Source organism: Nocardioides sp. NBC_00368, from assembly GCF_036090055.1.
Classification (GTDB): domain Bacteria; phylum Actinomycetota; class Actinomycetes; order Propionibacteriales; family Nocardioidaceae; genus Nocardioides.
On sequence record NZ_CP107970.1, the window covers coordinates 2,997,395 to 3,011,241 of the forward strand.

The following is a 13,847-nucleotide window of genomic DNA, read 5'->3' on the forward strand; positions in this document are numbered from 1 at the left end:
CCCCGGGTCAGTTCCCCTTGCGGGGGTGGAGGAGCTCCTTGGCCATCAGCGCCGCCTGGGTGCGGCGCTGCACGCCGAGCTTGGCCAGGATGCTGGAGACGTAGTTCTTCACCGTCTTCTCGGCCAGGAACATCCGGCCGGCGATCTCGCGGTTGGTCAGGCCCTCGCCGATGAGCGCGAGCAGGCGCTTCTCCTGGGGCGTGAGCGCCTGCATCTGCGGCGACTCGCCGTCGGGGTTGCGCATCTTCTCCATGACCTTCGCGGTCATCAGCGGGTCGAGCAGCGAGCCGCCACCGGAGACGGTGCGGATCGCCTCGACCAGGTCGTTGCCGCGGATGTCCTTGAGGACGTAGCCCTTGGCGCCGGCCATGATCGCCGAGAAGAGGGCCTCGTCGTCGTCATAGGAGGTCAGGATGAGCGCGAGCATGTCGGGGTAGGCCGCCCGCACCTCGCGGCAGACCTCGATCCCCGAGCCGTCGGGAAGGCGGGCGTCGAGCACGCACACGTCCGGTCGGAGACGGTCGATGTCCTCACGCGCCTGGGCGGTGGTGCCACCCTGGCCGACGACAGCGATGTCGTCATGACTGTCGAGCAGCGTTGTCAACCCCTGACGGACGACCTCGTGGTCGTCGAGCAGGTAGACCCGGATCGTCCTTGTCTCGGTCAACACCGTCTCACTTCCCCCATTCGTTGAAGGGAGACCACGGTATCGGTCAACCCCAGTCCGGTCGATGTGTGAGTCATCCACACTACGGTTTTCGTGCCGCCATGCGGACCAAGCTCTGCGCCGTGTTCTCTGCCGGGCTCTGTGTCAGCTGTCGAGCCATCCTCCCGCGCGAGCACCTCACGCGCCAGCGACGCGGCGGTCGAGGTGTCCAGATGAGCCAAAGGTTCATCCAGAACCAGGACCTTGTGCCCGGCCAGCAGCGACCTCGCCACCGCGAGCCTGGCCCGCTCGCCGCCGGAGACCTGGGCCGCGCCGTCGCCGAGCCTGGTCCGCATCCCGTCGGGGAGGGCGTCGAGCCAGTCGCCGAGGTGGGCGCGCCGGAGCGCCTGCTCGACCTCGTCGTCGGTGGCTTCGGGCCGCGCCAGACGGACGTTCTCGACGAGGTTGGAGGAGAAGACGTGCGGGTCGTCGTCGACGAGCCCGACGATCTTCCGTACGTCCCTGGGGTCGAGGTCGCTCGTCGGGCGGCCGCCGAGCGTGATCGTGCCGGTGTCCGGGTCCAGGAAGCGCAGCAGCAGCGCGGCGAGGGTGCTCTTACCGGAGCCGGAGGGCCCGACGATGCCGATCCTCGCGCCCGGCTCGAGGTGCAGGTCGGGGATCTCGACGCTCTGGCCCGCCGTCGTGCCGCCGGGTCGGGCGGTGACGCCGGTGAGGGTGATCGTGGTGTCGCCGGCGGGCCGCTCGGGGTGCTCTGGGGTCTCGACCGCCGGCCGGCGGGCGGTGAGATCGTCGAGTCGGCGCTGGGCGGCGCGGGTGCGGGCCCTGGCGGCACCGGCGTCGGCCAGGGTCGCGGCCGGCTCGGCCATGGCCAGCGGGACCAGGGTGAGGAGCGCGAGCATCGGGCCGTCGCCGACCGTGGTGAAGGCGGCGGTCGCGGCGACGGCGGCACCGGCGGTGACCAGCACGAGCGCCTTGGCCGCGGAGGCGGCGACCGCAGCGGTCGTGGTGGCTCTGGTGGCGGTGCGGGCCAGGCCGTCGAGCGCGTCCAGCACGGGCTCGCCGGCCTGCCACATGCGGCGCTCGGTCGCCGTCTGGGTCGCCTCGACCACCTGCTCGGACACCCTGGCCCGCACCGTGACCGAGATGTTCTCGGCGCGTGCTGCTCCTGCGTACGCCATCCCGAAGGCGGCGCCCGCCGCCACCACCGTGGCCGCGGTGAAGGCCGCGGCGACCGGGTCGATGAGCGCGGTCGCCAAGACCGCGAGGAGGGCCACGACGGCGTACTCCCGGATCGGCAACCGCACCCTCAGCTCCTCGTCGAGCACTGCGTCGACGTCGTCGACGACACTGGCGAGGACGTCGCCGCGGCGGCCCGGGAGCGCGCCGGGCACCAGCGGCACCAGCGCGTCGTAGATCTCCACCCGCCGCCTGGCGAGCAGCCGCAGTGCGCTGTCGTGCGACCACAACCGCTCCAGGTAGCGCAGCACCGGCCGCGCGATCCCGAACGTACGTACCCCCACCATCGCCGCCACCAGCGTCATGATCACCGGGTGATAGGAGGCCTTGATGATCAGCCACCCCGCCAGCGCCGTCAGCGCCACCCCCGACGCCCAGCTCAGCCCGCCGACCACCGCCGCCCCCCACAGCGCCACCCGCGCCGAACCGGTAGTTGTGGCAGCCGAATCGGTAGTTGTGGGTGACGAAACTCGACTTTCATCCGCCATTTCTGCAGTGTCGGCCACCGCTTCTACGGTCTCGCCTGCCACTTCTACCGTTTCGGCGGACAGGGTGATGACCTGGTCGGCGATCTCGATGAGGGCCGGGCGGTGGGCGACGAGGACGACGGCGCGGTCGCGGGCGAGATCGGTGACGGTGTCGGCGATGATCCGCTCGGTGTCGGGGTCGAGGTGGGCGGTGGGCTCGTCGAGGAGGACCCAGGGGCGATCGGAGAGTACGACGCGGGCCAGCGCCAGCCGGGCCCGCTCCCCTGCTGAGAGCGAGCGGCCGTCCTCGGCCAGGTCGGCACCGAGCCCGCCGGGCAGCTCGGCGATCCGGTCGGCGAGCGCGACCCGCTTCAACACCTGCCACAGGTCACCATCGGTCGCATCCGGCGACCCGAGGCGCAGGTTGTCGGCGATCGTCCCGCCGACGAACACCGGTCGCTGGGGCAGATAGGCGAACCGCCGCCGCCACCCGTCACCCTCGGCCGGGGTCTGCCCGTCGAGCTCGACGGTGCCGACGTACGTCTCGTGGAGCCCCGCGATCGTCGCCAGCAACGTCGACTTCCCGCAGCCGCTCGGGCCGACGATCGCGGTGATCCCCCGCCCCGGGACCGTCGCGGAGACCGGTGCGAGCGCCGGCCGATCGCGGTCCGGATAGGTCAGTCCCACCCCGTCGAGAGACATGCCGAGACGCCGCTCCCGCGAGCCGAGATGGCCGTCGCTGGCCTCTCGGCCGACGTACGTGACGTCTCGGCCGACCGCACCGACCTCTCGGGCGGAGAGGTCGGCGGTGGCCTCGAGCGTGGCCGTACCCTCGGCGGCGGCGTGGAACTCGGTGCCGACGCGGCGCAGCGGCCAGTAGGCCTCCGGGGCGAGCAGCAGGACGACGAGGGCGGTCTGCAGATCGACGGAGCCGGCGGCGAGCCGGACACCGATGATGACCGCGACCAGGGCCACCGAGATGGTGGCGACGAGCTCGAGCACGGCCGAGGAGGCGAAGGCGATCTTCAGGGTCTCCAGGGTCCGGCGGCGGTAGCGGTCGGTGATCGTGGCGATGACCCCCGACTGCGCACGAGCTCGACCGAAGGCGACCAGGGTCGGCAGGCCCTTCATCACGTCGAGGAAGTGGCCGGCCAGCGCCGACATGGCGCGCCACTGGCCGGCCGCCTGGTCACGCGTGGCGAGCCCGACCAGCACTCCGAAGATCGGGATCAACGGCAGCGTGAGCCCCACGATGAGACCGCTGAGCGGGTCGGTCCAGGCGATCACCGCGAGCACCATGACGGGCAGTACGCACGCCAGCACCAGTGCCGGGACGTACCGCGTCAGATACGGCTCGGCGGCCGAGACCCCACGCGTGGCCAGGGCCGACAACGCCCCCGATCGACCCGCCTGCCCGCGCAGGATCGCGCCGACCACCCGGCGCCGCAGGTCCGCGCCGACGACCCCGGCCGCCCGGGCGCCGGCCACGTCCGAGACCATCCCGACGAGCGCGCGCCCGGCGAAGACGGTCACGACCGCCAGCGCCCAGCCGCTCACCGACCCGGTGCCGCGGATCGCGGAGATGAGCAGCCCGGTGACGGCGTACGTCTGGATGATCAGCAGCACCGCGCCCAGCACCCCGGCCGCCACCACGACGGCGAGCGGCCGCCGGGCTACGGTCAGCTGGGCTCGCAGTCGCGGGTCGTTCGGGCGCATCTCAATGAGCGGCGGGGATGTGGTGGATGGAGATCCGCTTGCGGAAGATCCAGTACGTCCAGGCCTGGTAGCCCACCACGATCGGCGTGAACACCGCCGCGACGATCGTCATCAGCTTGAGCGTGTAGGGCGTCGCCGCCGCGTTCGTCGTGGTCAGCGAGTTCGCGACGTCCGTGGTCGAGGGCATCACGTCGGGGAAGAGCCCCACGAAGAGCCCGGCCACGGCCAGCCCGATCGCGAGGAAGGTGCCCGCGAAGGCGAGCCCCTCGCGACCGACGTACGCAGCCGCCAGCCCGCCCACGAGCGCGAGCGCCGCCACGACGAAGATCACCGCGGTCGCCAGGTTGCCGGTGAGCGCCTGGGTCCAGACCAGGAAGACGACGGCGAGCACGGCCGCTACGACCCCGGTCTTGAGCGCCAGCGCGCGGGCCCGGCCGCGGATCTCGCCGTCGGTCTTCAGCGCGATGAACACCGCACCGTGGGTCACGAACAGCGAGAGCGTGACCAGACCGCCGAGGAGACCGTAGGGGTTGAGCAGGGTCAGGACCGTTCCGGTGAACTCGAAGTCGGCGTCGATCGGCACCCCGCGCACGATGTTGGCGAACGCCACACCCCACAGGAACGCCGGGACGTAGGAGCCGAAGATCACCGCACGGTCCCACCAGCCGGCCCAGGTGACCGAGGGCCGCTGGTGGCGGTACTCGAACGCGACCCCACGCACGATCAGCGCGATCAGGATGAGGAACAGCGGCAGGTAGAAGCCGGAGAACAGCGTCGCGTACCACTCCGGGAACGCCGCGAACGTAGCCCCGCCCGCGGTGAGCAGCCAGACCTCGTTGCCGTCCCAGACGGGGCCGATGGTGTTGATCATGACGCGCCGCTCGCGGTCGTCGCGGGCCAGCACCGGAAGCAGCATGCCGACGCCGAAGTCGAAGCCCTCGAGGACGAAGTAGCCGATCCACAGCACGGCGATGAGGCAGAACCAGATTGTCGTGAGTTCCATCGCAGGCTCCTCAGTACGCGAAGTTCATCGGCTCGTCGGCATCCGAGTCGGAGCCGCGCAGGGACGGTGAGGGTGGCTCGACGAACGGGTCCGGAGCCTTCTTCACGTACTTCATCAGCAGGCCCACCTCGATGACGGCGAGCACCGCGTAGAGCGCGGTGAATCCCAGCAGCGACATCCACACCTCCCACGGCTCGACGCCCGGCGAGACGCCGTTGGCGGTGGTCAGCACCCCGAAGACCACCCACGGCTGACGTCCCATCTCGGTGAAGATCCAGCCCATCGAGTTGCCCAGCAGCACCATCACCGGCGCCGAGATCGCCAGCGCGGGAAGCACCCGTCCGACGAACCCCGTCGGCGTACGTCCCTTGCGGGTCAGCCACAGCACCGCAAGCCCGACGAGTCCGCCGACCACGCCGAGGCCCATCATCCAGCGGAAGGTCCAGTAGGTGACCGGGATGTTGGGGGTGTAGTCACCGGGCGAGTAGTAGGTCGCGCCCGGCGTCGCCCCGTAGGTCTCGCGGTACTTCTCCTGCAGGTCGTAGATGCCCTCGACCTTGCCGTCGAAGGTGCCGGTGCCGAGGAAGGAGAGCACGCAGGGCACCTCGAGCGCCCACTTCTCGTGCTTCCCGTCGCGGGTGCCGATGGTCAGGATCGAGAACGGCGCGCACGAGTCGGAGGTCTCCCACAGCGCCTCAGCGGCCGCCATCTTCATCGGCTGCACCTCGGTCATGATCTTGCCCTGGATGTCACCCGAGACCGCGACCCCGACGCCCGAGAAGACCATCACCCAGGCCGCCAGCACCATCCCGCGGCGGTACATCGGGCGCTCGACGTTGTTCTCCCCCGGCCGGCGCATGTAGAGCCAGCCCAGGATGCCGAGCATGAAGGCGGCCGCGGTCAGGTACGCCGCGAGGATGACGTGCGGGAACGTACCCAGCTGCACCTTGTTGAACATCACCGCCCAGAAGTCGGTGAGCTCGGCGCGGCCGGTGACCTCGTTGAACTTGTAGCCGACCGGGTGCTGCATCCAGGAGTTGGCCGCGAGGATGAACCACGACGACGCGAGCGTGCCGAGGTGGACGATCCACATGCACGCGTTGTGCAGCGCCCGCGGCAGCTTGTCCCAGCCGAAGATCCACAGGCCGAGGAAGGTCGACTCCAGGAAGAAGGCCAGCAGCGCCTCGATCGCCAGCGGGGCCCCGAAGACGTCCCCCACGAAGCGGGAGTAGTCCGACCAGGTCATCCCGAACTGGAACTCCTGCACGATCCCGGTGACCACACCGAGCGCGAAGTTGATCAGGAAGAGCTTCGCGAAGAACTTGGTCAGCCGAAGCCACTCAGGGTTCTTCGTACGCAGCCAGATCGTCTCCAGCACGGCGACGAGCATGGTGAGTCCCACCGTGAGCGGGACGAACAGGAAGTGGTAGACGGTCACGATGCCGAACTGCCACCTGGCTAACTCCAGGACGCTGTCCACGCCAGTCACTATGACACTCCCGCATCACCGGCCACACCACCCCCTCCCCTAGGCATACGTCCCATGTGTCGTGGCTTACGTCCCTTGTGAATTGCTTCACGAGCTGCCTGCCAGTTCGGCGCCCCTCGCCACAAGTACAGCGCTGAAGCGCTCCTCGTCTGGACGCAGCGCAGTGAGGAGCGCAGCGACGAACGAAGCGGAGGAAGACGAGGATCAAGCGGAGGCGCTCGCGAATTGCGAAGCAATCGCCAACAACCCAGCGCTGCGCGAATTGCGAAGCAATCGCCAACAACCGAGCCCGGCCGCCCTGGGCTCGAGGTCACGACCGCGGGGGGATGATCGCGACCTCGAGTCCGGGACGGCCGGGCTCTGTAGGTCTTCGTGCCACCAGGGCCGCAATCAGATGGGGGAGCTGATGCGGCAACCTGGTGGTCACTCAGTGGTGCAGGCCGAGGTGAACCTCAGCCCGTGAGATCACTATCTCATCATCCAGGGCCAGAGGTTGCGGTCGCGGACGGACTGTTTACGTACTGTAAACAGGTAACCTGCGTATCAGTAGACCTAATACGCGGGCGATACAGCGCTCCCACAGAAAATCCGGTATGCATTTGGATGTACCTTGAGGTGGGGGGTGACCATGTCGGATCGCGAAGGTGTCCTCGCGCGGGTGGTCGACGAGGTCGCCGACTACGTCGGTGCGGGCCTCAGCGTGCATCTGGTCGGCCCCCGAGGCTCCGGACGCAGCGAGCTCTGCGCGCTGATCGCCGACCGCCTCGAGGACGACGGCCTGTCCGTCTTCCAGCTCAGCGGCCACCGTGCCTGGCAGAACGAGCCGTTCGCCGCGCTGCTCGCCGCCGGCATCGGCGGCGCGGCGGGTCCCGGGCCGCGGAGAACCATCGGCGAGATGACCACAGCACTGAGCAAGCAGCTCGGCAGCGGCACAGTCATGGTGATCGACGACGCCGACGCGCTCGACACCTACTCGGTCGGCGCCCTGCGCAACCTCCACCGCCAGCGGCGCCTCCTGGCGGTGACGAGCAGCCGCCACCAGCACCCGGTCGCCGAGAACACGCTGATGCTCGGCATCGCGCCGTCGGTCCAGGTGCGCTCCCCCGCGCTCGAGGTCGACGAGGTGCACGAGGTGTGCCGGGCGATCCTCGGCGGTCCGGTCGAGGCCGGGTCGCTGGCACGGATCACGATGGCGACCGGCGGACTGCTCGGCCTGGTCCGAGCCATCGCCACCGTCGGGCCCCGAGCAGGGGTGCTGGAGCAGCTCGACGGGCTGTGGCGGTTGCCGCGGCGTACGGGCTGGGCTCCTGAGCTGGCCTCGGCCGTCGAGCCGCTGGTCGCCGGGCTCGACCAGGCCGCCTGGGACGGCGCGACCGCGCTCGCGGTGACGGGTCCGGTGCCGCTGGACGAGGCCGAGAAGCTGCTCGAGCGCGACGTGCTCGACGCGCTCTTCGCCCACGGGCTGGCGCGCCATAGCGAGGACGGCCCGGGCAGCGGTGTCGTGGGCCTCTACCCGCCGCTCATCGGCGACTACCTGATCACCGAGGGCTCGGCGTTCGGGCTGGTGATCGCACGCAACCACCTCGCCGCCGACCAACGCCTCCTCGACTACGCCACCCATCGGCCTCGCGGTGCCGATGCCGCCCTCCTCCACCAGCGTTCGCTGCGCCAGATGGCCGACGAGGTCGCCCGCGCGCGCCGCTCCTGGACCGAGATGCCCTCGCCCGAGACCGCCCTGCCGCTGCTCGTCGCGCTCCGCAACACGGCCGCGCCTCGTGACCAGATCGACGAGGTCGAGCGACGCACCCCGCTGACCGACACCCAGGAGTCGGCCTGGATGCTGGCCTGGTTCGCCACCTGGAAGGCGGTCGAGCTGGGTGACCTGAAGGCGGCCAAGGACGTCCTGGACGACGGGCTCGAGCGACTGCCCGCCTTCGCCGCGACCCTCGAGGCCTCCCGGGCCCACCTGCAGTTCCAGACCGAGTACGTCCCGGAGCTACCGACGGTCGAGCCCGACCCGCGCGACACGACCGGCCCGGAGATGCTCGCCGTGGTGGCCGCCGAGCGCCTCCTCGCCGCCGGGATGGTCGAGCAGGCGCGCAACCTGCTGGAGAGCCAGCAGCCTCAGCACCAGTTCTCCGCTGGACTGCTTGCCTTCCTCACCGGACTGGCCGACGTTCTCGGCGGCGACCTGGACCGCGGCATCGACTTCGCCCGGGAGCAGCTCGAAGAGGCCAACCGGAGTGGGGATGCGATGCTGATCCAGGCCCACGCCTACCTCTGCGTCCTCGGCCTGAGCATCGCGGGTCGGCTGACCGAGGCGAGCCAGGCGGCGTTCCAGAGCCTCTCCTCCTCGAGCGTCGCGGCCTACCGCGACGTCGCCCACACCGGCATCCTGACGCTCGGCGCCGAGATCGCGATGGCTCAGGGCCGCCCGGAGTACGCCCGCAGCCTCGCCTCCCAGATCGGTGGCGCGAAGGTGGCCTTCGGCCCGTGGCCGGGGATGGTGGCCAGCATCATGGCGCCGGCCAGCGGCCGGATGCCCAGCCTCAAGGAGCTCTGCGAGCTCGTCGGCCAACGGCTGGACGCCGGCTACGTCACCGGCGGCATCTTCCTCGCCATCGAGGCGGTCGAGCGCGGCGCGAACGAGAACAAGCACATCACCCGGGCCGCCAGCCTGGCGGCCGGCACCGAGAGCCCGCTGCTGCAGGGCATGGGGGCGTACGCGGCCGCCACCGCTGCCGGCGACGTCGACGCGCTCCGCGAGGCGATCGTGATCCTCGCCGATGCCGGCGCCCTCGTGTTCGTGACCCGGGCCGCCATCTCGCTGGCGATCCTGCAGCGTGAGGCCGGCGACCTCGCCGAGGCCGCCGAGACGCTCGACCTCGCGTGGGAACGCTCCGAGATCTCCGGAAGCCGAGCCGGGCTGTTCCGTCGCGCGGCGGTCCACATCGGGCTCTCCGGGCGGGAGAGCGAGGTGCTCCAACTGCTGCCCGACGGCCCCACCACCGCCTCGTTGGCCGCAGACCTGGAGATGAGCACCCGCACCGTCGAGACCCACCTGCACAACATCAGCCGCAAGACCGGAGTCTCCGGTCGCGAGGACCTCGCCCGGGTGGCGAGCACGTGGCTTCGGCCTGCGCCGAACGGCGACTACTCCCGCGAGCTCTCGGGCGTCAGGCACTTCACCAGCGGCTCGTAGAGCTCCTTGCTGGCCTTCTGGTCAGCCTCCGAGAGATCCTCCGGGCTGATCTTCGAGACGTCCTCGGCCTCCACCAGCAGCCGTACCGCCTCGTCGGAGAGGTCCGACTCGTAGTAGGTCTTCGCCAGGCACGCGGACTGGTCCTCGGTCACCTGGTCGCCGCTGCTCTTGGTGATCTGGCCCTCGATGTCCGCGACGCTGGGCCGATCGCTGCCACTGCTGCTGTCCTGGCCGCCGCCGCAGGCGGCCAGCGAGAACAGCGCGACCAGAGAGGCCGCGACCAGAGCCGATCGGCGATGTCGACTGCCTCGGACTCCGCTTCGGCGCATGTGGGGGTACGCGATCATGACCACGCATCATGGCGTACGCCACCCTCCCCCGCTAGGGGGGAGGGTATGCCGGGTTCAGGAGCTGGTCAGGAAGAAGAGCAGGTCCTGGCGGGTGAGGACACCGACCGGCTTGCCGTCCTCGTGCACGAGCAGCGCGTCGGAGTCACCCAGGGTGTGGGCGGCATCGTGGGCGTCGGCGTTGGAGCCGATCGAGGGCAGCGGCGGCGACATGTGCTCCTCGACGGAGTCGGTGAGCTTGGCCTTGCCGGTGAACAGCGCCTCCAGCAGGGTCCGCTCCGAGACCGAGCCCGCGACCTCGGCGGCCACGATCGGCGGCTCGGCGCGGACGACGGGCATCTGCGAGACGCCGTACTCCTGCAGGATGTGCACGGCCTCGGCGATCGTCTCGCCCGGGTGGGTGTGCACCAGGTCGGGCAGCCGGCCGGACTTGCCGCGCAGCACGTCGCCGACGGTCTGCTTGGCGTCCTCGCCGGTCGTGAAGCCGTACTGCGCCAGCCACTCGTCGTTGAACACCTTGGTCAGGTAGCCGCGCCCGGAGTCGGGCAGCAGCACGACGATCACGGCGTTCTCGCCCTCGGGCGTGCCGGCCAGCTCCGCGGCGAGCTGCTTGGCGGCGTACGCAGCCATGCCGGCGCTGCCGCCGACGAGCAGCTGCTCCTCGCGGGCGAGCCGGCGGGTGTAGGCGAAGGAGTCGGCGTCGGAGACCTCAATGATCCGGTCGGCGATGTCACGGTCGTAGGTGTCCGGCCAGAAGTCCTCACCGACGCCCTCGACCAGGTAGGGCCGGCCGCTGCCGCCGGAGTAGACGCTCCCGGCAGGGTCGGCGCCGATGATCTGGACGTCCGGGTTCTGCTCCTTGAGGTAGCGGCCGATCCCGGAGATCGTGCCGCCGGTGCCGACGCCGGCCACGAAGTGGGTGATCCTACCCTCGGTCTGGCGCCAGATCTCGGGCCCGGTCTCCTCGTAGTGGGAGCGCGGGTTGTTGGGGTTGGCGTACTGGTTCGGCTTCCAGGCGCCGGGCTGCGAGGCGAGCCGGTCGGAGACGTTGTAGTAGGAGTCGGGGTGCTCGGGCGGCACGGCCGTGGGAGCGACGACGACCTCGGCGCCGTAGGCCTTCAGCACGTTGCGCTTGTCCTCGCTGACCTTGTCAGGGCAGACGAAGATGCACTTGTAGCCCTTCTGCTGGGCGACCATCGCCAGGCCGACCCCGGTGTTGCCGGAGGTGGGCTCGACGATCGTGCCGCCGGGCTGCAGCTCACCGGAGGCCTCGGCCGCCTCGATCATCCGGGTGGCGATGCGATCCTTCACCGAACCGCCCGGGTTAAGGTATTCCACCTTGGCCAGAACCAGCGGTCCCTGGCCGGGTTCAGAGGCGCCAGCGCCGTCCAGCGCACGCTCCAGCCGCACGAGCGGAGTGTTGCCGATAAGGTCGAGAAGCGAGTCCACGTACTCCATGGCCACAGCGTATGTCCACTAGGTGAGATCCCCTATATCCCGATACTGAGTGCCCGGTAATGGGCCGAAGACTTTAGAGTGTCCCCGTGGCGAAGAAGAGTCTGGCACGCAAGACCGCGTACGCCGGCGGGGGTGTTCTGGCCGCGACGGCCGCGTTCGCCGGGGTCCTCGTCGCGGAAGCAGCGCTTGCCGTCCGGGCGACCCATCAGGTCAAGATGCCGGTGGCACCCTCTCCGACGGGGTGGTACGGAGCGCGTCAGCCAGGGCGTCCGATCAACATCGCGCTGCTCGGTGACTCGAGTGCCGCGGGCTACGGGATGACCGAGGTCGAGGACACGCCTGGTGCCGTCCTCGCCTCCGGTGTCTCCGAGAAGGCACACCGGCCGGTGCGGCTGCACGACCTCTCCGAGATCGGCGCGAAGTCCTCCGACCTGCACCCGCAGGTCGAGAAGGCGATCGCGGCCGACGCCGACATCGCGGTGATCCTGGTCGGCTCCAACGACGTGATCCGCCGGGTGCGGCCGCGAGTCGCGGTGAGCCACCTCGCCCAGGCCGTCATCCGGCTCCAGGAGGCGGGGGTCAAGGTGCTCGTCGGCACCGTCCCCGACCTCAGCACGGCCACCCCGATCCTGCCGCCGCTGCGCTCGATCATGCGGGCCTGGTCGATCCGCATCGCCGCCGGGCAGATCTTCCACGTCATCCGCGCCGGTGGCCACACGGTGTCGCTGGGTGACGTCCTCGGCCCGGCCTTCAAGGCCACCCCGGCGTTCTGGTTCGGCGCCGATCTGTTCCACCCCTCCGCGGCCGGCTACCACGCTCTCGGCGAGGTGCTGGTCCCGCCGACGCTCTCGGTGCTCGGGCTCGTCGGCGACGAGAACGCCATCCTGGAGACCTACAACGGCAAGCACGTGATGCCGCTCGCCGCCGCCTCCCTGCGCGCCGTCATCCGGCCAGGAACCGAGATCGACCCGGCGCCGCGCCCGCGTGGACGCTTCGGCCGAAACTGGGCCCGAGCCCGCTCCTTCGAGAACGAGCACCGCGAGCCCCGCCGCGGCGAGCGTCCTGCCGAGACTCCCCCGCTCGCGGAGATCAACCGGGCTCGTTAGCCCCGCTGGTCGAGAAGCACACCGCCCCATGCCTTGATAGGCACGGGGCGGTTGTTGCTTGTCAGCGACCGAGGTCTCGACCCGCTTCGCGGGTTCGCAGGCTCACCCGCTGCGGACCCTCCTGAGCTTGTCGAAGGGCTCGCTCGACCTGATCGCCGTGGCAGGTCTTCACTCCTTCGTCGTGAAGACCTGCGGGCGATCAGTCCTGCTGGAAGATCGCCAGCAGGCGGAGCAGGTTGGTGTAGATCCAGACGAGGCTGACGGTCAGGCCGAAGACGGCGCGCCACGACTCACGCTCAGGGAGCTGGGCACGGATGCCCTGCTCGATCTGGTCGAAGTCGAGGATCAGCATGAAGACACCGAGCGCGAGGCCGGCGATGGCGGTGATCATGCCGAGCGTGCCGAGGCCGAAGAGGCCGAAGCTGGCACCGAACATGCCGAGCACGAGCTCCATCAGGCTCAGACCCACCATGCCGAACATGGCCGCGATCACGAAGGTGCGGAACTTGTTGCCGACCTTGATGTTGAAGAACTTGTAGGCAGCCAGGGTGCCCGCGAACGCGGCGAAGGTGCCGATCACGGCCTGGACGACGATGCCGCCACCGATCATGGCGTCGAAGACCTTGCTCAGCGCGCCCAGGGCGATGCCCTCGGCAACGGCGAAGGCCAGGACCAGCGCCGGGCTGATCACCCGCTTGAACGAGTTGACCAGGGACAGGATGAAGGCCGCACCAGCACCGAGGGTCGCGGCCATGTAGAGCGGCCCGAGGCTGGCGGTGGAGTTGATGTCGGGGGTCATGACCCACGTCGCGATGGCGGCGAGGAAGACGACGCCGAGCGTGATCGCGCCCTTCTGCACCACCGAGTCGATCGTCATGGGGGCGCCCGTGGTCGGCGCCTGGGGGGCGCCGGTCGACCACTGGCTCGGGTCCTGCCCGTAGCCGGCGTACGGAGCGCCGTTGCCACCGTAGGTCGCGTTGCCGTAGGCGTTCTGCGACGGCTGCCCGAAGCCCTCTGCCCTACGGAACACCGGGTTGTTGCTCTGCATGGTTTGGTCTCTCCTCGAAAGGCCTGACGAGCGCCGGTCGGCGCCGTGTCGTGGTGCCAGTGTAGGCACGCTATACCTCGATCAACGAGGGAGGCCTTGAACTCGTTC

9 protein-coding genes are annotated in these 13,847 nt (G+C 70.0%); 2 read left to right on the top strand and 7 right to left on the bottom strand.

What is annotated here, in order from left to right:
- Window positions 1-7: 7 nt before the first annotated feature.
- The 4 genes from OG984_RS14365 to OG984_RS14380 are packed head-to-tail and all read right to left on the bottom strand — an operon-like array spanning window position 8 to window position 6,569.
- Window positions 8-670 (bottom strand): response regulator transcription factor, encoded by a 663-nt coding sequence (locus OG984_RS14365; protein ID WP_328532229.1) that lies wholly within the window; start codon window positions 668-670, stop codon window positions 8-10.
- Window positions 664-4,086, bottom strand: coding sequence for a thiol reductant ABC exporter subunit CydD (gene cydD / locus OG984_RS14370; RefSeq protein ID WP_328532230.1), 3,423 nt, complete (start codon window positions 4,084-4,086; stop codon window positions 664-666). The genes OG984_RS14365 and cydD overlap by 7 nt, the downstream gene beginning before the upstream one ends.
- 1 nt (window position 4,087) lies before the next feature.
- Window positions 4,088-5,089, bottom strand: a complete 1,002-nt coding sequence (cydB, locus tag OG984_RS14375; RefSeq protein WP_328532231.1) for a cytochrome d ubiquinol oxidase subunit II — start codon at window positions 5,087-5,089, stop codon at window positions 4,088-4,090.
- A gap of 10 nt (window positions 5,090-5,099) precedes the next feature.
- Window positions 5,100-6,569 carry a cytochrome ubiquinol oxidase subunit I gene (locus tag OG984_RS14380; protein WP_328532232.1) on the bottom strand — a complete coding sequence of 490 codons (1,470 nt, stop codon included), beginning with the start codon at window positions 6,567-6,569 and terminating at the stop codon, window positions 5,100-5,102.
- A 637-nt stretch (window positions 6,570-7,206) separates the two neighbouring features.
- Here OG984_RS14380 and OG984_RS14385 point away from each other — a divergent pair.
- Window positions 7,207-9,780 carry a LuxR C-terminal-related transcriptional regulator gene (locus OG984_RS14385; RefSeq protein WP_328532233.1) on the top strand — a complete coding sequence of 858 codons (2,574 nt, stop codon included), beginning with the start codon at window positions 7,207-7,209 and terminating at the stop codon, window positions 9,778-9,780.
- Here the strand turns inward: OG984_RS14385 and OG984_RS14390 are convergent.
- Together OG984_RS14390 and OG984_RS14395 are read right to left on the bottom strand one after the other, a co-directional pair.
- A complete protein-coding gene (locus tag OG984_RS14390; RefSeq protein WP_328532234.1) occupies window positions 9,732-10,127 on the bottom strand; it encodes a hypothetical protein in 396 nt (131 codons plus the stop codon). The genes OG984_RS14385 and OG984_RS14390 overlap by 49 nt on opposite strands.
- Before the next feature lie 57 nt (window positions 10,128-10,184).
- On the bottom strand, window positions 10,185-11,585 hold the full coding sequence (locus tag OG984_RS14395) for a cystathionine beta-synthase (RefSeq protein ID WP_328532235.1): 1,401 nt from the start codon (window positions 11,583-11,585) through the stop codon (window positions 10,185-10,187).
- Between the two features lie 86 nt (window positions 11,586-11,671).
- On the opposite strand from OG984_RS14395, the gene OG984_RS14400 reads away from it, so the two are divergent.
- Window positions 11,672-12,691 (top strand): SGNH/GDSL hydrolase family protein, encoded by a 1,020-nt coding sequence (locus OG984_RS14400; protein ID WP_328532236.1) that lies wholly within the window; start codon window positions 11,672-11,674, stop codon window positions 12,689-12,691.
- Window positions 12,692-12,890: 199 nt separating this feature from the next.
- Here the strand turns inward: OG984_RS14400 and OG984_RS14405 are convergent, their stop codons facing one another.
- A complete protein-coding gene (locus OG984_RS14405; protein WP_328532237.1) occupies window positions 12,891-13,739 on the bottom strand; it encodes a Bax inhibitor-1/YccA family protein in 849 nt (282 codons plus the stop codon).
- Window positions 13,740-13,847: the final 108 nt, after the last annotated feature.